Source organism: Aliiglaciecola sp. SL4, from assembly GCF_041538045.1.
In the GTDB taxonomy this organism is placed as follows: domain Bacteria; phylum Pseudomonadota; class Gammaproteobacteria; order Enterobacterales; family Alteromonadaceae; genus Aliiglaciecola.
The window spans coordinates 66,222-86,565 of the sequence record NZ_JBGOSE010000005.1; the positions used below are offsets into that span (position 1 = coordinate 66,222).

The window sequence follows — 20,344 nt, forward strand, 5'->3', positions numbered from 1 at the left end:
ACCTATAATTAGTGCCAAAGCAGTAGCGAACCGTATTACCTAAGTAAAATTTCTTTTAATATAGCGCCATCTAATTCATTGGGGGCAATATGAGCCAATCATTCTATCAACATCTAAGTCAGCAAATCGAACAAGTTAAACAAGATGGCTTGTACAAATCCGAACGTGTTATCACCTCCGCTCAGAAGGCTGACATTGTCGTGCAAAGTGGTAAACATGTACTTAATTTTTGTGCAAATAATTATCTTGGCTTGGCTAATCATGAGTCTTTAATTGATGCAGCTAAAGTGGGTTTAGATGAACATGGTTTTGGTATGGCCTCAGTGCGTTTTATTTGTGGAACTCAAGATATTCATAAGCAATTAGAACAGAAAATCAGTGACTTTTTGGGAATGCAAGACACCATCTTGTACCCATCGTGTTTTGATGCCAATGGTGGTTTGTTTGAGACTATTATGGGCCCAGAAGACGCGATTATTTCAGATGCGTTAAACCATGCCAGTATTATTGATGGTGTGCGCTTGTGTAAAGCTAAACGCTATCGCTATGCAAACAACGACATGCAAGCCTTGGAAGCGCAATTAGTTCAAGCCGATAAAGATGGCGCTCGCTTCAAACTCATAGCCACCGATGGCGTATTTTCCATGGATGGTGTGATTGCTGATTTACACAGCATTTGTGATTTAGCTGATAAATACGATGCAATGGTGATGGTCGATGATTGTCATGCTACAGGTTTCGTAGGCGAAAATGGTCGAGGCAGCCATGAATATAACGATGTTATGGGACGCGTAGACATTATTACCGGAACTCTTGGAAAAGCCCTCGGCGGCGCCTCTGGTGGCTACACATCGGGTAAAAAAGAAGTGGTTGATTGGTTACGTCAACGCTCGCGACCTTATCTTTTCTCTAATTCTGTTGCGCCTCCCATCGTGGCAGCATCACTCAAAGTATTTTCGATGCTTGAACAGGGGCATGATTTACGCCAGCAACTTAATCGAAATGCGAAACATTTTCGAAACCGTATGGAAAGTGCTGGATTCACCTTGTCCGGTAAAGACCATGCAATCATTCCTGTGATGTTGGGCGATGCCAAGTTGGCCAGTGAGATGGCCGATAAAATGTTAGAACGTGGCATATATGTGGTTGGATTTTCATTTCCTGTTGTGCCCAAAGGACAAGCTAGAATTCGTACTCAAATGTCTGCAGCTCATACTATTGAACAAGTTGATAGAGCAATTGATGCCTTCATCGATGTGGGCCGAGAATTAAAGGTGATCCAATGAAGTCATTAGCGAAACTATATCCTGAAAAAGGGATTTGGATGAACGATGCGCCGGTACCAGAGGTCGGGCATAATGATCTTTTAATTAAAATCACTAAAACTGCAATTTGCGGTACAGACATGCATATTTATCAATGGGACGAGTGGTCACAAAATACTATTCCTGTGCCTATGATCGTCGGTCATGAATATGTCGGTATCGTCGTTGAAATGGGACAAGAAGTCAGAGGTTTTGAACCCGGCGATCGAGTCTCTGGTGAAGGGCATATAACTTGCGGCCATTGTCGAAACTGTCGCGCGGGTAGGCGCCACCTTTGTCGCAATACCGAGGGTGTCGGTGTAAATCGTCCTGGCGCTTTTGCTGAATACCTAGTGATCCCAGCTTTTAACGCATTCAAGATACCTGACAACATTAGCGATGAATTAGCGTCTATCTTTGACCCTTTTGGAAACGCCGTTCACACTGCTTTGTCCTTTGATTTAGTGGGTGAAGATGTGTTGATTACTGGGGCCGGTCCCATTGGTATTATGGCTGCTGCTGTGGCAAAACATGTGGGAGCCAGACATGTGGTTATAACCGACATCAATGATTACCGTTTAGATTTAGCGAATAAGATGGGGGCAACACGCACCGTTAATGTAGCAAATCAAAGTTTAGAAGATGTGATGCAAGAGTTGGGCATGTCTGAAGGCTTTGATGTTGGTCTAGAAATGTCTGGAGTGCCTTCAGCCTTGCGAGATATGCTGGCTAAAATGAATAATGGTGGTAAAGTTGCCATGCTAGGAATTCCACCTAAAGATGTGGCGATTGATTGGAACCAGGTGATTTTTAAAGGTCTGATCATCAAAGGTGTTTATGGCCGAGAAATGTTTGAAACTTGGTATAAGATGGCGAGTCTATTACAGTCTGGTTTGAATTTAGATCCTATTATTACCCATCAATTTGATATCGATGACTTCCAGCAAGGCTTTGATGCCATGGGGTCAGGAAAATCTGGTAAAGTGATTTTAAACTGGTAAGCATTAATTAAAACTTGGTAAATAAGGGGGCGATTTGGAGCAGTTCGAACATATTTCCGTGGAGCAAACTCAAGAGCTTTTAACAGACAATAAAGCACGATTAGTGGATATTCGTGATGAGCAATCATTTGCTGCTGGTCATGTAGAAGGCGCAGTGCATTTAACCAATGGCAGTTTGCAGCAGTTTATGTCAGAAACTGAATTTGAAACCCCCGTAATCGTTTGCTGTTATCACGGTATTAGCAGTCAGCAAGCGGCACAATTTTTAATTCATCAGGGTTTTGAACAAGTGTATAGCATGGATGGTGGTTTTGAAGCTTGGAGAGGTAGTATGCCTTTCGTAACTGGGGATGTAGACTAAAGTTTTGAGCAAATCACTTGAACTAGTTAGCTTCGGCCATGAAAGCCCTGCATTGTTGTTGGTTACCTATTTAATTAGTCAGAATATTCCAGCTAGCTATGCTTATGCTGAAGGTGATCTTAATCACCAAGTTCTACTTGATGATCCCTCATTTCTTCAAGAAGCTGCGTTTATTGTTAAAGAGTTTGTTGATAATCCAACAGACCCTAAGTATCAAAAACGTGCTTGGGAAACAGAACAGCAAATTTTTCGAGAGGGGCGACAAGCAGCTACACCGAAGCTGAGTTGGAGTGTGTTTAAGCAAACGCCATTTATGTGGTTGATAATGGCTATTTGTATACTGGTTTATCTGGGCTCTATTGCTGGTGGTTTTATATGGGTAAGGGAAAACATGATGTTGTTACCCTGGTCTTTATTAGTTGAGACTGGACAATGGTGGCGCACAATTACCCCTGCATTTATTCACTTCGATGAAATGCATATTATTTTTAATTTGCTTTGGTGGTGGCTTGCCGGCAAAGGCATTGAACAGAAATTCGGCTCTAGTACTTTACTTCTAATTTTCTTCGTTACCGCAATAGTTCCTAATATTGGTCAATTGTTAATGTCAGGCCCTGATTTTGGTGGTCTGTCTGGTGTTGTCTACGGAATTATCGGTTTTGTCTGGTGGTGCGGTTGGCTACGACCTCAGTGGGGACTCACTCTTCCCAACTACATAATTGGCTTTTCGCTCATTTGGCTGGTACTGGGGTATGTTGACCTGTTGTGGGTCTCGGTGGCAAATACTGCTCACACCCTAGGGTTAGTCTGTGGCTGTGCCATTGCATGGTGTTATGTGTTTTTTACTCAAAAGTCTCAAAATAAGCACTCAAGGGAATAATTTTCAGGAATATAAGAGCTAGCCGCCTTGCACAATAAACTTAGTAATGATGATGTCTTTTATCATTGGCTTACCTGTCTCTTTTTCCATCAGCTCTCTGAGCTGTTCTAGGCTAGTTCTGCGGAAGTCTTCTCTACCAGTAAGAGACTTAACCTTATCTTTAGGTTGTCTGCCAAGTATATCAATGACTGTCGCGCGTAACAGTGGTGAATGGTGTTCAATGGCTTCAATATAATCTGCATCTTCCAACATTAACTCTATGGTGGTGCGAACAAAGCCTAAATTAGTCGCATTTGAACCTAAAAAATTGGTGACAATATCCGGCTCTAATCCGTAATAAGCGAAATTTGACTGAGCTTGGGCAGCACCGATAAATTGACTTGAAGTAATCGCTAGAATGCACGCAAAAAACACAGATTTCATATTGTTGTCTCGAGTTTTATATTTACCGAATTAATTGGCGACAGCCGTTGCCAACTCAGATAACGTTAGTTTAACAAGTGTAGAGAATTAATATAACGCAATTGTTCGTTGCAAAGTGAATATTATAATCTTTACACTGCGATAATAGATCTTATCAACCTAATATCTTCAGTATGGTAGCAGCTATTGGTATGATAGCGTCATATTTTCATGGACTTAGCGCAATTTTGATTCAACAAACTCACTTTCCCGTTTCAATTCCAGCAAATTGGAAGTCAGCAGACGATTTACCTGTGGCAGACCCTTATTTGAAAAACTGGCTTTTGGATACAGGATCTCTTACCGAACGATTGCAATCACATTGTGCAGATTTTAGGGTTGAATTAGTCGGCCAGAGACAGATGTCGCCTGACGACGAGGAACTGACCCAACTAACTTTAAATAGCCCCCACGCAGATGATATGCAATGGCAAGTTAGAGAGGTGATTTTGTATGGCAATGGTCAGCCATGGGTATTTGCTCGTTCGGTTTTGCCGCAACAGTTGTGTGAAATGGATCTAGCGGAATTAGGTAACAAACCTTTGGGCAAAATTATTTTTAATGATAATCGGTTTGTTCGTAGCCCCTTTCAATTATTAAAATTGACTAATACTCTGCACTTCGCCAATTTTATAAATACGACTGATCAACAACCTTTGTGGGGCCGTCGCTCGGTTTTTGACTTTCAACAGTTGCAGCTGATGGTTGCTGAAATATTTCTTCCGGAATGTCCGGCCTATTCCAAGCAGAATTTGATATGACAAAAAGTAAGTTTAACGCCTTCGTTAGGTTAGCTCGAATGGATAAACCCATCGGCAGTTATTTGTTGTTATGGCCTACCATATGGGCGCTATTAATCGCGGGGCAGGGCAACCCGCCAATCGAGATCGTAATAGTGTTCGTGGCCGGTGTTTTTGCCATGCGCAGCGCAGGGTGCGTAATCAATGATTACGCAGACCGACATGTAGATGGCAAAGTTGAGCGCACTAAATCACGACCGTTAGTCAGTGGCGAAGTGACCGAGAAAGAAGCATTATTCTTTTTTTCGGTCTTAGTTTTTATTTCGTTTTTATTGGTATTGACCCTCAATTATCAAACCATACTGTTGTCTTTCGGTGCTTTGGCGCTGGCAACGATCTATCCTTTTATGAAGCGTTTTACTAACTTACCTCAAGTGGTGTTAGGAGCTGCATTTAGTTGGGCTATTCCCATGGCTTTCATGGCCGTCAATGAACAAATTCACTGGGTTGGTTGGATGCTTTTCGTTATTAATGTGATTTGGACAGTAGGTTATGACACTGAATATGCCATGGTAGATCGCGATGATGATTTACAAATAGGCATCAAGTCTACAGCTGTATTGTTTGCTCAAGCTGACAAGTTGGCCATCGGTATTACGCAACTAATCACTTTGCTATTACTTAGCTTTGTCGCCTATTCTTTAAATATGACATGGCCAGTGTATATATCGTTATTGGTCATGGGCGGATTTTTTATTTATCAGCAATATTTAATAAAAGATCGTGTAAGAGCCAATTGTTTTCAAGCATTTCTAAACAATCACTATGCTGGAATGATTGTCGCAATTGGTATGCTTTGCCACTATTGGCTATAGTTGCTGACTAAATAAACCTTTAGTTATCGTCAGTTGATGGCGTCGGGTTTTCTAACTTGTCCAGTCGAGCTTCTAGGGCCTCAAGCTTTTCCCGTGTGCGAATCAGAACTTGGCTTTGCACATCAAATTCTTCTCTGCTAACGAATTCAAGTCGACTCAATTGTGATTGCAGAACTTGTTTTACTTTCGCTTCAGCACCCTCAGCCATGGTTTTCACACCGGGGGGAATAGAGTCTGTAATTTGCTTTGCAATATCTTCCAGCTTTTTCGGGTCCAACATGGGTAGAGTCTCCGTATAAAAGCATAATTGTATCAGAGCTATGTTGAAGTTGCTGCATTTGTAGTAAAACTCCTGATTCGAGACAACGGAGCTAGTAATTCCATTGTTAATTTTTTACAATTCCCGACCATTTTTTAAAGACGTATTCATGAAACTCAACGACGGTCAAAATCAAGCAGTTAAATTTATCTCTGGCCCGTGCTTAGTGCTCGCAGGCGCTGGTAGCGGTAAAACTCGCGTGATTACCAATAAAATCGCATACTTGGTTCAAGAGTGTGGTATTCCAGCCCGTCAAATAGCAGCGGTTACTTTTACCAACAAAGCAGCTAGAGAAATGAAAGAGCGAGTTGCTCAAACCATGGGTAAAAAAGACGCTCGCGGGCTTAAGGTTTCTACTTTCCACACCATGGGGCTAAATATCATCAAGTCAGAGTTTCGTAGCTTGGGTATCAAACCCGGCTTTTCTCTATTCGATGATAAAGACACCATGGCGCTCTTAAAGGACTTAACGGAAGACACCATTGATGGCGATAAAGAGCAGTTAAGTTTGTTGCAGTCGTGTATTTCTAATTGGAAAAATGACTTAATCATGCCAGAGCAACTGCAAAAGCGAGCTTTGTCGCCGGGAGAGGTTGAGTTTGCGAAAGTTTATCATGAGTATCAGACCCACCTTAAAGCCTACAATGCACTGGATTTTGATGATTTGATATTGATGCCAACCTTATTGTTACAAAGCAATCAAGAGGTACGTCAAAAATGGCAAAACAAAATCAAATACCTGTTAGTAGATGAATACCAAGATACCAATACCAGTCAGTATGAGTTGGTGAGACTGTTAGTCGGCGAGCGTGCTCGATTTACAGTTGTGGGTGATGATGATCAGTCTATTTATTCCTGGCGTGGCGCTAGGCCACAAAACTTGGCGCTTTTACAGCAGGACTTTCCCAGCCTAAAGCTGGTAAAGCTCGAACAAAATTATCGTTCCTCAGAGCGAATTCTGCATACAGCTAATATTCTCATTCAAAATAATCCCCATGTATTTGAAAAAAGACTGTTCTCAGAATTAGGATACGGTGAGCCCCTCAAAGTGCTCATTGCTAAGAATGAAGAGCATGAAGCTGAACGTGTGGTGGCTGAATTACTTGCCCATAAGTTTATGAAAAACACCCAGTTCAAGGATTACGCGATTTTGTACCGGGGAAATCACCAGTCTCGCCTATTTGAAAAAATACTGATGAGTAACCGCATCCCTTATAAAATCAATGGGGGCATGTCATTTTTTGGGCGTACAGAAGTAAAAGATTTGATGGCTTACCTGCGATTATTGGTTAATCAAGATGATGATAATGCACTACTTAGGGTTATCAATACTCCTACCCGTGGAATAGGTCGTGTTTCTTTAGAAAAACTAGGAAGTTTTGCTAATCAGTTGGGGTGCTCGATTTTTGAGGCTGCTTGCCACCCCCAATTACATAGTGTGTTAAGCGGTAAAGCTCTGCAAAGTATCGAGTCTTTCAGTCGATGGATTGTCGAGGCTGCTGACAACGCAGTCCGTGGTGATGGTATCGCCGCTATTCGAGAGATGATTAAGGCCATGCAGTATGAAGAATGGCTATATGAATCTAGTACTAGCCCCAAAGCGGCTGAAATGGCAATGGCGAATATCAGTACCCTTTTTGGCTGGATAAGCGATATGCTCGAAGGAAATGAGTTGGATCCACCGATGAGCTTGTCTGAGGTAGTAAATCGACTAATTCTACGGGATATGATGGAACGTAATGAGGACGCTGAGGAATCGGACCAAGTACAGCTTATGACGTTACATGCTTCCAAAGGACTTGAGTTCCCTTATGTTTTCATGGTTGGAATGGAAGAGGGCTTATTGCCCCATCAAAGCAGTATTGATGAAAATAATATTGAAGAAGAACGCCGACTTACTTATGTGGGTATTACCCGTGCACAAAAAGAATTGTTTTTTACCTTGAGTAAAGAACGTCGCCAATTTGGCGAAGTAATTCAGCCTGAGCCCAGTCGTTTTCTGTACGAGTTACCCCAAGACGATATTATTTGGGAGCATAAAAAAGTTAAAGATAGTCCAGAGGTTCGCCAACAAAAGGGGAGAACTGGAATTGCGAATTTAAGAAATATTCTTTCTAGCGGGAAATGAGTTCTGTTCTAATACAGTCGTCATATTGATTGGTGACTCTATGAAGTGCCCTTGGCCTAAGATGCACCCAGCACCAACAAGCTTATTATACTGTTCTTTATTTTCAATACCCTCAGCAATCAATTTAAAAGACAGCTGACTGGAGATAGCTAACACTGAACGAATTAGATTGTAATTACGTTTTGAGCGAGTAACTGACTTTACAAACTTATTATCAATTTTAACGTAGTCAAATGGGTAGCTATACAAATAGCTTAACGACGCAAGGCCGCTTCCAAAGTTATCTAAAACCAATATTACTCCTGAACGTTTTAGCTTTTTAATCGCTGGAAGCATAAACTGTGATCTTAGGTTGAGCTCATTTTCATCAAACTCAAATACTAAATTGGATGGGTTAATGTTAGCTGCTTTTATTCTATCGATTATCTGATTTACTAAGCGACTTTGCGATAAGTGGTTAATTGATAAATTGATAGCGATTTTTCTGCTTGATTCGTTATCACCTAACTTTTTCCAATGCTGCAGAATTTTCACCGCTTGGTCTAACATAAAGTTATCGATTTCTACTGTTAGGCCACTACTTTGTGCGACTTTCCAAAACTTTTCCCGTTTGATTTTTCCCATTGTGGAATGGATCCAACGTACAAAAAACTCATAATATATTACAGCGTCGGTTTGGAAATTTACGATAGCTTGAATTTGAGAGTCGAAATTTTCTTCATTCAATGTTTTTCTGAATTCGTTCTCTAATTCTAATTCCTCTAATAACTTTTGACGCATGCTAGTGTCGAATAAAACGAATCGCCCGCGGCCCAGAGCCTTAGCTTGGTACATAGCCGCATCAGCATCACGGATCAGTTCGTCAGCCGATTCGTAGCCTTGTTCAATATTGGCAATACCAATACTGGCCCCAGAAAACATTTCTTTATTATCAAAGGTAAAGGGAATCGCGAGGGTTTGAATAATGCGATTAGCCACTTCCTCCACATCACTGAAATCGTCAAAGCTATCTAATAGAATTACGAATTCGTCACCGCCTAACCTAGCCAGCAGATCGTGAGCTCGTATACATTTAGAGATTCGTTTGGAAACTTCAATCAAGAATTGGTCACCAGTATGGTGGCCTAAACTGTCATTTATTTGTTTAAACCTATCTAAATCTATAAATAAAACTGCAAATTGATGTTCAGGGTATCGATTTTTATTAGCGACAGCTAACTCCAATCGACTATTAAACATGGCTCTATTTGGGAGATCTGTAAGGGCATCGTGATGGGCTTCATGAATAAGTTTTAACTCAATTTCTTTACGTTCTTCAATTTGTTTTTTTAAATATAAATTGGTTTGGTGAAGCTCATCGGTCCTTTCACGGACTTTACGGCTCAGCTGTAAATTATATTTCTGAATAGCTTCAGCAGATTGTTTGCGTTCTATGGCTACAGCAATATGGTGGGATACAAACTTTAATAACTCCAGATCTTTGATAGTATATTTTGCATCTTTACTATAAGTTTGAACCGCGATAACCCCAGAAATAACGCCATCTACATACAGAGGAGACCCTATCCATGAATTATTGTGTTTAATCATGCTACTTATGGTGGTTTGATCTAATTGCTCTTTAACCGTTAAATCATTAACACGATCCGCGTCGATTAATTCTGCTCTACCTGAGCGCAATACAAACTCGGTGAGACCATTGCTGAGTGGTCTCGATTTGACAAAGTCATTTAATTCGTCGCTGTAATATGGAAATTCTAAGGAGTTATTCTTCTCGTTAATTATCGCCACATAACAGTTAGGTGCGCTTAGTAATCGAGCTAGAATGTCATGCAAACTAGCGTAGAAATCGGCCATTTCCCCTTCCACAGAAGCGGCTATTTCTGAAATTTCAAAAAGTGCCTTTTGCAAAGATTCCACTTTTTGACGTTCTAATATTTCGTCCTGAAGCTCATCGTTAATTTCACGAAGCTGTTTCGTTCTTTCGCGAATTGTTTGTTCAGTTAACTCCCTGCTTTTGACCCTATCCAAGGCGTTTACAATATGTTGGGAAACAAATAGCAGTAAATCTAACTCATCTTCGACGTATCTAACTGCTTTATCGTAACTTTGCACGACCATAGCACCAATCACTTTATTACCGCGCTTAAGTGGTACGCCAATAAGATCCACAGGGGTTTTGCCGATGGCTTTGAAGTTGCGTTTTTTAGATTCTGATTCGAAGTTTTCTTCGCTTAAGACTAAGTGCTGACCAGATTTGAGAATATAACCGGCGATACCACCTAATAAGTCTTTTGCAGGGATTTGTTTTATGACATTTTCATCGAATTGATCGACGAAGTAGGGGAATTCGACAAATTCGTCGTCTTTTTCATATAGGGCTACGAAAAAGTTCTGGGCGTTCATGAATTGCCCGATAATCTCATGAACCGCAGCGTACAGACGTGATAACTCGCTGATAGAACCTGCTAATTCAGAAATGTCAAAAAGCGCTCTTTGAATATGTTCAGAGCGCTTATATTTTTCTGTTAACTGTTGTAGTTGCGGGACTATTTCCCTTAATTCTTCAACAGTTAATTGGCCAGTATCAAAGTCTTCAGTCAATATACTTAATCCGAAAATAGATTAATTACAAAGAACCGTGCACTGACGAAAGCAACTAAAATTAGACACCTTCAATCATATATTCTATTGCTGCTTTAATATCATCATCTGAGCAATCGCCACAGGTTCCTCTTGGAGGCATAGAGCCAATTCCATTTAGTGCGTTATGCAAAACTTCATCGATTCCTTTTTCTAATCGTGGTGACCAATCGGCTGCATCGTGAAGCTTAGGAGCGTTTAATACACCTGATGCATGGCAAGCGAAACAAGCAGTATTATAAATGTCTTCACCAGAGCGAGGGCCAGAAGCGGCAGCTGAGTCAGCTTTAGCACCAGCAACATGTACTGAACCAACAGGTTCGATGCGGGACTTGATATCTTCATTAGACATGTTTTGCGCTTGTACGGCAAACATCAACAAACTTCCAACTAACACGCTCAACAACGCTTTTAATTTCACAATAATCTCCAACGATCTAAATTTAAATTCTAACGTTTATTAAAGAATAACAAATTATAGCGAGTTATTGATACTGAACAACAATTTACTTTGTAATTGCTATTTATCTTCACTCTAATTTGGCTTATCCGCAGAGTTTAACTCTTTTTAGCGGCCTCTAACCAACAATAAGTGTTAATTTAGCCCTAAAAAACCACAAATTTTAGGTTTGTGAGTTTGTTTGACCCAAACCTTAATTAACATTTCACCTAAGTTTACACGAAAAAACACCTAAAAATTTTAAGAAATAGTATAAATATGTATTGTACAACTTTAGGAAAGACCCATATTAACTGAGACAGTTGAGTTTAGTTTGTTTATTCACCTAACGGTTAATTTCAGTATCTACATTCCGTGAGCATTTATCTTGATAAAAAGGAGTAATGAATGTTAAGAATATTTCTATTTCTAGGCACCAATATAGCTATTATTGCATTGCTAAGTCTGACATTTAGCCTTTTCGGTTTTCAAGGGCTTCTAGCGGAAAATGGGGTTGATTTAGATTTAACCGCATTGATGATTTATTCAGGTGTAATCGGCTTTAGTGGAGCATTCATTTCTTTGTTCCTATCAAAATTTATGGCTAAACGGTCTATGGGCGTGCACGTTATTGAACAACCAACGGACACAACACAACGTTGGCTTATTGATACTGTTCGCCGACAAGCTGAAATGGCCGGTATTGGTATGCCAGAGGTGGGTTTATTTAATAGTCAGTCGCCCAATGCCTTTGCTACCGGATGGAATCGTAATAATGCCTTAGTCGCGGTTAGTACAGGATTGCTTACGCACATGAATAAAAATGAAGTTGAAGCGGTTTTAGCCCACGAAGTAAGTCACGTAGCTAACGGTGATATGGTGACCATGACGTTAATTCAGGGAGTCGTAAATACTTTTGTGGTTTTCCTATCTAGGGTTATTGGACACATTGTTGACCGAGTTGTTTTCAAGGTTGAAAGAGGTCATGGACCGGCTTTCTGGATAGTCTCAATCATTGCTGAAATTATTCTTGGCTTTTTAGCTATGACCTTGGTTATGTGGTTTTCACGATATCGGGAGTTTAGAGCCGATGAAGGTGGCGCAAAACTCGCAGGTAAGGCAAACATGATTGCTGCTTTGGCAAAATTGAAGAGCTTTCAGGGTACGCCTGATATGCCTGATGAAATGGCTGCTTTTGCAATCAACGCAGGTAAAATACAAAAGTTATTTTCAAGCCACCCTCCATTGGAAAAGCGTATTGAAAACCTTAGAGTTGGCTAAACCTGGCTTTGCTAGGTTTTTAAAGTTTAATATCTTTACCAAGCTTCAAATAATAAACGAACACTAGTTTAGTTGTTTCAAAATTAATCTAAAAAGCAAAACTGGTTTGTACTCTGCCTTGGGTACTAGGTTGTCTATTTCTCGATTTTGCTAACATTCTCAAATTATCTAAACGATTGATTAAATTATCAAATTGTTTATCACGAGCAGCTCTGTCTTTATTTTTTTGTTTGATCCTTTGTTGCTGTATTTCACAGCGAGTGGATTCGCATATTGAATCGTGCAAGTTAACTAATTCATTTGTCATAACATCCTCTCAAAAATATAACTGTATTTTTATACAGTATACAATCGAATGAAATTTAGTCAATAAATTGCTCAACTAATTATCAATAAAGTTGCAGGTTTCTTTATATTCTGTTGTTTAAAACCCGATCGGTATGCTCAGATTCTCGTTTAACTAATATAAAGGTGATTATCATTTTCGTCGGCAGTGACATAACCATGCCCACTGCTACACAGGCTGCACTAATAACGATTCCTTGTACTCCCATTTCGTCAATGGTTTGATTAAAAAGGTGTAAATAAATGCCAAGGATGATTAAACATAGACCTGAAAACATCACCACTTTAAGTAAAGTCATGACCCTTGAGTTTGTCATGGAGGGAACTCCCTTATTCTAAAACCTTGTTTAGTATTTAATCAGTTCGTAATTGAATCATATTGATCTGGGTCAGTTGAAACGTAAATATCCTGATTAGAATTAATTCTCTTGTTTTTTGAGGCTTACTTTAACGGCGTTATTTAGCGATCCACCAATAACAAATAATTAACAATGGTGATTTGAAAAAAGAGTTCTTCAAACAACAAAAAATTACTAATTGTTGTTAATTATTGGTTAATTACTCTTGATTTATGGATGGCTAAAAATTTAATTACCCCAACTGGTTTATAGGCTGTAAATTGTCCGCAAAGCAATAAAAATTCACTAAATTCAATTGTTTGAAAGTTTTCCGGTGAGTGTTTTAATTGGCGTTTTTGTAAATTATTAGTTAATAACTTTGTCAGTTTTGAAGATTATGAGTTGACGGTCCGATTTTCGTACTCTATCCTAATGAAAGCGCTTACATTTAACTTGTTATCACAATGATTTTACAACTTTTGGGTGACAAGAGCAGGAAGTGCGCAAGTAAAAGTGTGGTAATGAGTACAATAAAGTTAGTTTTTTGGGAGAAAACAACATGACTAAATTACGGTTTGCAAAAACCCATCTAGCAAAGAGTCTGTCGCTCGTTTTAGGGGCATCATTGTGCGCACCGCTCGCCGCGCAAGAGGTCGATGATGTCGAGGTTATTCAAGTTACGGGGCTACGTGGCAGTTTACAGGAAGCTGCTGCAATTAAACGCTCGTCAGCGGGGGTTGTAGATGCTATTTCCGCCGAAGATATAGGCAAATTTCCAGATACAAACCTCGCTGAATCGTTACAACGTATAACCGGTGTTTCGATTAGTCGCTCTAATGGCGAAGGTTCTGAAGTGACGGTTCGGGGCTTCGGCGGCGGAAACAACATGATAACCTTAAATGGTAGAACCATGCCAGCAGCGATAACCTATGGCGCGGGCTCAGGGGCCGATGGCACGACTAAAGGTGGAAACACTCGTTCATTTGATTTTGCAAACTTAGCGTCTGAAAGTATTAGAGCCGTTGAAGTCTACAAAACAGGGAAGGCCAATATAGCCACCGGCGGCATTGGTGCAACTATTAATATCATTACTGCTAAGCCTCTTGATCAAAAGGGCTTTGTTGCAACCGTTGGTGCAAAAGCAGTGCATGACACTACCAATCGTACAGGTGACGATTTAACCCCAGAGCTTTCTGCGATTATGAGTTACGCCAATGATGAAAAGACTTTTGGAGTCAGTTTGTCTGCTGTTCACCAAGAACGCGACTCAGGTTATACCGGGGCAACGGTAAATAACTGGAATATTGATTATTGGGACGATATTGCTGATCCAGACAGAATGTGGAACAACGCCAACGCGAATTATATTAATGCGCCAGAGCAAGGGCAGCTTTACGCTCGCCCAAATGATATCCGCTATGCTTTTTCTAATACTCAGAGAACTCGTGACAACATGCAATTAACCTTGCAGTTTGCACCTACCGATGATTTTAAAGCTTCACTTGATTACACCTTCGCAGAAAATGAAATAGTAGAACAGCGAGGTGAAATAGGTAACTGGTTACAGATTGGAACTAATACGGGCACCGTTGAGTTTGATAACTCGGCAGTAAAAACACCTATCTACATAACTGAAAGTTATGCTGGCGGCGTTGACGAGGGTTATGAGCAACAATGGCGTGAACAGACTAATACACTCGATTCAGTGGGCGTAAACTTCGAATACAATGTGAATGATGATTTTAAAATCATGTTTGATGCTCACGATTCAACGATGCACAGTCGCGGCACAGGCCCTAGAGGTTCTGGTGAACTGGCGGTAGGTTTAGGGGCACCAATAGTCACTTCTAGAGAATGGTTCTGGGATGGCGGTTTGCCTACTTATAGCAATGTTTATGATGACAGTATCCGAGGCGCCAATAACAATGGTCAAGTGGATCCTGGTGATGTTGGTTCATCAATTGCTCGAATCAGAAACGCCAGCCAAGAATCTAGTATTACTCAATACAAGCTGGATGCAACCTACTTTCTTGACAGCGGTTATTTCGACTTTGGTGTAGAGGCACGTGAAATGGAGTCTCGCTCATTTCAAACCGCAGGTAACAATATAGCCTTAGGTAACTGGGGGGTTGCCAACCCTGGTGAGTTCGGTGATTTGATTCAACCATTTGATTTGCCTGGCGAGTTCGATGACTTTTCGACCAACCCCGGTGGTTACGGTTTTATTGCTAATGCGCCTGATTTATATACGGCAGCTGAAACACTATACCCAGGTATTCCAAGTGGCGTTGAAGATGCGTTGTCATTTGATGATACGATCCAAGAAGATACGCTTGCAGCATATGTGCAAGTCTCCTTGGAAGGTGAGATTGGCAAAATGCCATTTAGCATCTTAACCGGTGTTCGATATGAAACGACGGATGTGACTTCAACTTCACTAATTAGTCGTAACTATTTCCAATGGGAAGATAATAATGATGTAGTGGCTTACGTTGATGGTTCTGAAACAAGTTATGTTTCAGCAGACAGCGATTATGACTTTTTGCTACCCAGCCTAGATTTAAAACTGGAAATTCAAGATGATTTGATCGGACGCTTCTCGTATAGCAAAACTATCGCGCGTGCAGGATTTGGTCGTTTAGGTGTTTCAGCCTCAAACTTTGCTGGCGGTGGTGGTTCAACATTATTGGGAGCACAGCCTACAGCGGATGCATCAAATCCAGCGTTATTGCCTTTAGAGTCGTCTAACGTCGATTTATCCTTGGAATGGTACTACGATGAAACTAGTTATGTGTCAGCAGGTTTGTTTCAAAAAGATGTGGTTAATTTCCTAGGTAGTCGTCAAGTTGACCAACCACTATTGGGTATTCGTGATGTAACTGGAGGCCCCCGCGCTGAAGCTGCAGCTCAGGCGTTAGCTGATAGGGATATTGCTTTAGATGATACTTCCCTTTACGCGATGATGGTCTTGCTTAGTCAACCTGAAGCTTTCCCAGGAGGCGCTGACGATTACACAGGTACACCAGAACAAATTCAACAATTGGCAGAAACTGATGGTTGGGATTTAGTCGCCAATGAAGATGATCCTGAAGTTATTTTCCGTACCAACACGCCAGACAATAATCGTGCTGCAAAAATTTACGGTGCTGAATTTGCTGTACAACACTTCTTCGGTGACAGTGGCTTTGGCGTACAGGCAAATTATACGGTCGTGCGCGGTGATGTTGGGTTTGACAATGAAGCTGATCCCAATCAGTCGCAATTTGCTTTAGTCGGTTTGAGTGATACAGCAAACTTAGTGGCTATGTATGAAAAAGATGGCTTCCAAGCTCGTCTTGCCCTCAACTGGCGTGATAAATACTTGGCTGAGGTGAATAAAGGCAGTTCGAATAACCCACGCTATGTAGAGTCTTATACTCAACTTGATGTGAATGTTAGCTATGATATTAACGACCAATTCACGGTATTCTTTGAAGGTTTAAATATTACTGAAGAAGACATTCGTGAACATGCTCGAAACGAAACCCAACTATGGTACGCCACCGATTTAGGTGCTCGTTACCAAATGGGCGCTCGTTATAAGTTTTAAACATACTCGACCTTGGCAACAACACAGCTGGTGTTGTTGCCTTTATGCCTAACCGCAAACTATTGCGGTTTTTAAGGATATTTGAATAGGATATGAAGATGTTGCAAACTGTTTTTTATATTTTATTGGCTTTGGTATGAATAATTTGATTTTTAGTTTGCTGATTTGAAATAGCAAATAAGTAAAAATTCATCGAGGGAAGATAATGGCTAAACATGTGCTTTTGAATAATGTGCACCATAAAGACACTCGGGTTCTTGCTCATTATGCTAAGGAATTTGCCGATGATGTTGCCAGCGTATTGGTTTTTCCACCGGAATTTGTCGAGTTACAAAAAGAGTATCCAATATTCTTTCAAATAGACCAACAAACGGAAAAATACCAGTGTGTTGCTATGCTTGGTTTGCAAAAAGGTGAAAACCTTTTTCTAAATGACACCACGCCCTCAGGTTGGGATGCGGATTACATTCCAGCGATGATAGAACGTGGGCCCTTTCTTATCGGTTTTCAGCAACAAGATCCCCTTTCTGATCCCTCTCCGGTTATTCACATTGATATGCAACATCCCAAAGTGTCCAATGATAAAGGGCAACCCTTGTTTCTAGAACACGGTGGTAACAGTCCTTATTTGAACCATGTTGCAACGCGTTTACAGTCCATTCATGAAGGTATGGCTATTCAAGATGAGATGTTTACTCGCTTCACGTCTTGCGATTTGATTGAACCAGTTAACATTGAATTTGATTTAAACAACGGCCAAAAGTGCAAACTAACTGGAAATTTCACCATTAATGAGGAGAAATTAGCTGCCCTATCCTCAGATCAACTATTTGAACTCAATCAATCTGGGTTTTTGCAGTTGGCATACGCAGTTGTAGCATCTGTCACTAATGTTAGAAAATTGATTGAGCGCAAAAATGCCACGCTTTTATAAAATATCAGGCTTCCATAAACAGCGCCTTAATCGCCTATTAAGCCGATCTTAGAATACTCATGTTAAGTATCAGCAAACAAACTGAAGTCATTACCCATTGTCAGCCAGGTGAAATACCCAATGATATTCATCAGTGCCAACATCCTGTGGTACTTAAAGGCTTGGTTAAACACTGGAAGTTGGTTGAGGTTGGCTTGCAATCTCCGCAAAGAAGCGTTGATTATTTAAAATCGTTCTACAATGGAAAGCCAGTATTTGCATATTTTGGAGAGCCGGCAATAGAGGGTAAGTATGCCTATAACGATAATGCGACTGAACTAAACTATGAGTCTAAAAAAGCACGAGTAGATGAGGTTTTAGCGTTAATAATAGAACACCTTTATGACCAACAACCACCTAGTTATTACATTGCCTCAAATGTTATTGACGCTAACTTTCCAGGGCTAGGTGAAGAGAATAATTTGCACATTCCTATCACCTCAAAATCATCTGCCACCGAATCACCGGTAGCCAGTATTTGGATCGGCAATCGTTCCATTGCTCGATGTCATTATGATGCGTCCGACAATATTGCCTGTGTGGTATCAGGAAAGCGCCGTTTTATCACTTTCCCACCGGATCAAATTGCTAATTTATATCCAGGTCCCTTAGCGCCTACCCCAGGGGGACCAGTTATTACAATGGTCGACTTACACAATCCAGATTTCGAAAAATACCCAAAGGTTAAACATGCCTTAGCTGTAGGACAAGTGGCAGAACTAGAGCCTGGCGATGCTATCTATATTCCTAGTATGTGGTGGCATCAAGTCGAAGCACTTAGTTCTTACAATATTTTGGTGAACTATTGGTGGAGTGATGCAGAAAAATATATGGGGGCGGCGATGAATGTACTGTACCACGCTATGTTAAGCCTTCGCGATAAACCGGCACATGAAAAAGCGGGTTGGAAGCATATATTTGATTACTATATTTTTGGCGAGGGGGAGCAACCAACCGAACATTTACCACCCGAAGCACAGGGTTTCTTAGCGCCTATGGATGACGTGATGTCTCGTCAGCTTCGCGCCATGTTAATCAATAAACTAAATCGATAAATGGGCCTTTAAACGTGAACAGAAAAATTAAGAATGTGGTCATCGCAGGAGGCGGAACGGCAGGATGGATAGCCGCTGCGGCCTTGGCCAAACAGATGCCGTCAGTAATAAATGTGACTTTGGTAGAATCAGAGGAAATTGGCACAGTTGGCGTGGGGGAGGCGACCATTCCTCCTATGCGTGTATTCAATAAACTTTTAGGCATTGATGAGTCACAGTTTATGAGGGAAACCTCAGCGACCTTTAAATTAGGCATACAGTTTGATAATTGGGGGAGGCAAGGGGATAGTTACGTACATTCGTTTGGTATGACGGGGAAAGAAAGTTTTATCGCCCCGTTTCATCATTTTTGGTTGTATGGGAAAGAGCAGGGAGTTGCAAAGGACTTTGGCAAGTACTGTTTTGAACTAGAAGCTGCTAGAGCCAATAAATTTGCCTTATCGGACAAATTATCCATCAATTATGCATACCACTTAGATTCGAGTAAATACGCCGCATTCTTACGTAAGTTTAGCGAATCTCGCGGGGTGAAGCGTGTTGAAGGTAAAATTGCAGAAGTAAATAAGAACCCGAAAAATGGATTCATTTCTAGCTTGAAATTGGACTCTGGACAGCTGATTGAAGGTGACTTCTTTATTGATTGTACTGGTTTTAGAGGTTTGTTAATTGAGCAAGCTTTGCATACGGGGTATGAAGATTGGTCTCATTGGTTGCCCTGTGACAGCGCAATTGCTGTACAAACTGAATCAACAGGGGAAGTCGATCCTATTACCCGGTCTATTGCTCATCAAAGTGGCTGGCAGTGGCGCATCCCATTACAGCACAGAGTTGGCAATGGCATTGTTTATTGCAGTAAATTCATGAGCGATGAAGAGGCTAAAGCATATCTTCTCGCAAACATCGAAGGGCAAGCGATTACCCAACCAAGAGTGATTAAATACCGAACGGGCCGACGTCGAAAGCACTGGAATAAAAACTGTTTAGCCCTTGGTTTAGCCAGTGGTTTTGTTGAACCTCTCGAATCAACCAGTATCCATTTGATTATGATGGGTATTATTCGCTTACTAAGGCTTTTCCCCTGTGGCGAAATATCCGATTCGGTGGTCAACGAATACAATCAACAAGCCACCGATGAAATCGAAAAAATTCGCGACTTTATCGTGTTGCACTATCATGTTACTCAGCGTCAAGACAGTGGATTTTGGCGACATTGTAAAAACATGGAAGTACCAGAGAGTTTAGCCCATCGAATCAGGTTGTTTGCTGATCACGCTCACGCATTTCAAGCCGATGGTGAGTTGTTTAGGGTGGATTCTTGGACCCAAGTAATGCTTGGTCAGGGAATTGAGCCCAAACAATATCATCCTAGCGTTACCGCAATGCCAGTGAAAGAGTTGGAAAAATTCTTAGCATCAATGGAACAATCAATAACTAATGGTGTTGCTCAGCTTCCTAGTCATCAAGACTTTATTCAACAGTATTGCCAACAAAACAAGTAGCCATGTGTAGTTGGAAATAAAATTAATTAAATTATATGTTTATGACTCTTTAACTTGGCATTTTACATTTTTTTAACCTTAAGCATTGCTTTTTGATGCTGATCCAACTAAC

18 protein-coding genes are annotated in these 20,344 nt (G+C 40.8%); 12 read left to right on the forward strand and 6 right to left on the reverse strand.

Going from position 1 to position 20,344, the window contains the following annotated elements; translation table 11 throughout:
- The first annotated feature begins 89 nt into the window (after positions 1-89).
- Genes kbl through glpG form a run of 4 tightly spaced genes read left to right on the forward strand, consistent with a single transcriptional unit; the run spans position 90 to position 3,546 of the window.
- Positions 90-1,286 (forward strand): glycine C-acetyltransferase, encoded by a 1,197-nt coding sequence (gene kbl, locus AB6T38_RS08955; protein WP_372546993.1) that lies wholly within the window; start codon positions 90-92, stop codon positions 1,284-1,286.
- Positions 1,283-2,305: an L-threonine 3-dehydrogenase gene (gene tdh, locus AB6T38_RS08960; protein ID WP_372546994.1), complete on the forward strand. Its 1,023-nt coding sequence runs from the start codon at positions 1,283-1,285 to the stop codon at positions 2,303-2,305. The genes kbl and tdh overlap by 4 nt, the downstream gene beginning before the upstream one ends.
- A gap of 34 nt (positions 2,306-2,339) precedes the next feature.
- Entirely contained in the window at positions 2,340-2,666 is a 327-nt protein-coding gene (gene glpE / locus AB6T38_RS08965) for a thiosulfate sulfurtransferase GlpE (RefSeq protein ID WP_348493530.1), read from the forward strand.
- A 4-nt stretch (positions 2,667-2,670) separates the two neighbouring features.
- Positions 2,671-3,546, forward strand: coding sequence for a rhomboid family intramembrane serine protease GlpG (glpG, locus tag AB6T38_RS08970; protein WP_372546995.1), 876 nt, complete (start codon positions 2,671-2,673; stop codon positions 3,544-3,546).
- An 18-nt stretch (positions 3,547-3,564) separates the two neighbouring features.
- On the opposite strand, the gene AB6T38_RS08975 is transcribed toward glpG, so the two are convergent.
- Positions 3,565-3,969, reverse strand: a complete 405-nt coding sequence (locus AB6T38_RS08975; RefSeq protein WP_348493526.1) for a flagellar basal body-associated protein FliL — start codon at positions 3,967-3,969, stop codon at positions 3,565-3,567.
- Between the two features lie 191 nt (positions 3,970-4,160).
- On the opposite strand from AB6T38_RS08975, the gene AB6T38_RS08980 reads away from it, so the two are divergent.
- Both AB6T38_RS08980 and ubiA read left to right on the forward strand, forming a co-directional pair.
- Positions 4,161-4,769 carry a chorismate lyase gene (locus AB6T38_RS08980; RefSeq protein ID WP_372546996.1) on the forward strand — a complete coding sequence of 203 codons (609 nt, stop codon included), beginning with the start codon at positions 4,161-4,163 and terminating at the stop codon, positions 4,767-4,769.
- Complete coding sequence (ubiA, locus tag AB6T38_RS08985) at positions 4,766-5,623, forward strand: 4-hydroxybenzoate octaprenyltransferase (RefSeq protein ID WP_372546997.1); 858 nt, start codon at positions 4,766-4,768, stop codon at positions 5,621-5,623. The genes AB6T38_RS08980 and ubiA overlap by 4 nt, the downstream gene beginning before the upstream one ends.
- A gap of 19 nt (positions 5,624-5,642) precedes the next feature.
- On the opposite strand, the gene AB6T38_RS08990 is transcribed toward ubiA, so the two are convergent.
- The gene (locus AB6T38_RS08990; protein WP_348493520.1) at positions 5,643-5,903 is read right to left on the reverse strand and encodes an accessory factor UbiK family protein; all 261 of its coding nucleotides are present in this window, start codon (positions 5,901-5,903) and stop codon (positions 5,643-5,645) included.
- A 148-nt stretch (positions 5,904-6,051) separates the two neighbouring features.
- Between AB6T38_RS08990 and rep the strand changes: the two genes are divergently transcribed.
- On the forward strand, positions 6,052-8,070 hold the full coding sequence (rep, locus tag AB6T38_RS08995) for a DNA helicase Rep (RefSeq protein ID WP_372546998.1): 2,019 nt from the start codon (positions 6,052-6,054) through the stop codon (positions 8,068-8,070).
- On the opposite strand, the gene AB6T38_RS09000 is transcribed toward rep, so the two are convergent.
- Positions 8,041-10,674, reverse strand: coding sequence for an EAL domain-containing protein (locus AB6T38_RS09000; protein WP_372546999.1), 2,634 nt, complete (start codon positions 10,672-10,674; stop codon positions 8,041-8,043). The genes rep and AB6T38_RS09000 overlap by 30 nt on opposite strands.
- 61 nt (positions 10,675-10,735) lie before the next feature.
- On the reverse strand, positions 10,736-11,134 hold the full coding sequence (locus tag AB6T38_RS09005) for a cytochrome c5 family protein (protein ID WP_372547000.1): 399 nt from the start codon (positions 11,132-11,134) through the stop codon (positions 10,736-10,738).
- A gap of 426 nt (positions 11,135-11,560) precedes the next feature.
- On the opposite strand from AB6T38_RS09005, the gene htpX reads away from it, so the two are divergent.
- Positions 11,561-12,433, forward strand: a complete 873-nt coding sequence (gene htpX, locus AB6T38_RS09010) for a protease HtpX (RefSeq protein ID WP_372547001.1) — start codon at positions 11,561-11,563, stop codon at positions 12,431-12,433.
- Positions 12,434-12,521: 88 nt separating this feature from the next.
- On the opposite strand, the gene AB6T38_RS09015 is transcribed toward htpX, so the two are convergent.
- Entirely contained in the window at positions 12,522-12,740 is a 219-nt protein-coding gene (locus tag AB6T38_RS09015) for a hypothetical protein (RefSeq protein WP_372547002.1), read from the reverse strand.
- A 103-nt stretch (positions 12,741-12,843) separates the two neighbouring features.
- Complete coding sequence (locus AB6T38_RS09020; protein WP_372547003.1) at positions 12,844-13,095, reverse strand: hypothetical protein; 252 nt, start codon at positions 13,093-13,095, stop codon at positions 12,844-12,846.
- Positions 13,096-13,675: 580 nt separating this feature from the next.
- Between AB6T38_RS09020 and AB6T38_RS09025 the strand changes: the two genes are divergently transcribed.
- From AB6T38_RS09025 to AB6T38_RS09040, 4 genes are all read left to right on the forward strand, one after another.
- A complete protein-coding gene (locus AB6T38_RS09025) occupies positions 13,676-16,705 on the forward strand; it encodes a TonB-dependent receptor (protein ID WP_372547004.1) in 3,030 nt (1,009 codons plus the stop codon).
- Positions 16,706-16,910: 205 nt separating this feature from the next.
- Positions 16,911-17,639 (forward strand): SapC family protein, encoded by a 729-nt coding sequence (locus AB6T38_RS09030; RefSeq protein WP_372547005.1) that lies wholly within the window; start codon positions 16,911-16,913, stop codon positions 17,637-17,639.
- Positions 17,640-17,698: 59 nt separating this feature from the next.
- Positions 17,699-18,733: a cupin-like domain-containing protein gene (locus AB6T38_RS09035; protein WP_372547006.1), complete on the forward strand. Its 1,035-nt coding sequence runs from the start codon at positions 17,699-17,701 to the stop codon at positions 18,731-18,733.
- A gap of 14 nt (positions 18,734-18,747) precedes the next feature.
- Entirely contained in the window at positions 18,748-20,232 is a 1,485-nt protein-coding gene (locus tag AB6T38_RS09040; RefSeq protein WP_372547007.1) for a tryptophan halogenase family protein, read from the forward strand.
- The last annotated feature ends 112 nt before the right edge of the window (positions 20,233-20,344 follow it).

Bases quoted from the DNA above. Each gene is read 5' to 3' on its own strand.
- AB6T38_RS08975 (WP_348493526.1), bottom strand. From the start codon at position 3,969: ATGAAATCTGTGTTTTTTGCGTGCATTCTAGCGATTACTTCAAGTCAA.
- AB6T38_RS09030 (WP_372547005.1), top strand. From the start codon at position 16,911: ATGGCTAAACATGTGCTTTTGAATAATGTGCACCATAAAGACACTCGG.
- AB6T38_RS09020 (WP_372547003.1), bottom strand. From the start codon at position 13,095: ATGACAAACTCAAGGGTCATGACTTTACTTAAAGTGGTGATGTTTTCA.
- rep (WP_372546998.1), top strand. From the start codon at position 6,052: ATGAAACTCAACGACGGTCAAAATCAAGCAGTTAAATTTATCTCTGGC.
- AB6T38_RS09025 (WP_372547004.1), top strand. From the start codon at position 13,676: ATGACTAAATTACGGTTTGCAAAAACCCATCTAGCAAAGAGTCTGTCG.
- htpX (WP_372547001.1), top strand. From the start codon at position 11,561: ATGTTAAGAATATTTCTATTTCTAGGCACCAATATAGCTATTATTGCA.
- kbl (WP_372546993.1), top strand. From the start codon at position 90: ATGAGCCAATCATTCTATCAACATCTAAGTCAGCAAATCGAACAAGTT.
- tdh (WP_372546994.1), top strand. From the start codon at position 1,283: ATGAAGTCATTAGCGAAACTATATCCTGAAAAAGGGATTTGGATGAAC.
- AB6T38_RS08990 (WP_348493520.1), bottom strand. From the start codon at position 5,903: ATGTTGGACCCGAAAAAGCTGGAAGATATTGCAAAGCAAATTACAGAC.
- AB6T38_RS08980 (WP_372546996.1), top strand. From the start codon at position 4,161: ATGATAGCGTCATATTTTCATGGACTTAGCGCAATTTTGATTCAACAA.
- AB6T38_RS09035 (WP_372547006.1), top strand. From the start codon at position 17,699: ATGTTAAGTATCAGCAAACAAACTGAAGTCATTACCCATTGTCAGCCA.
- ubiA (WP_372546997.1), top strand. From the start codon at position 4,766: ATGACAAAAAGTAAGTTTAACGCCTTCGTTAGGTTAGCTCGAATGGAT.
- AB6T38_RS09015 (WP_372547002.1), bottom strand. From the start codon at position 12,740: ATGACAAATGAATTAGTTAACTTGCACGATTCAATATGCGAATCCACT.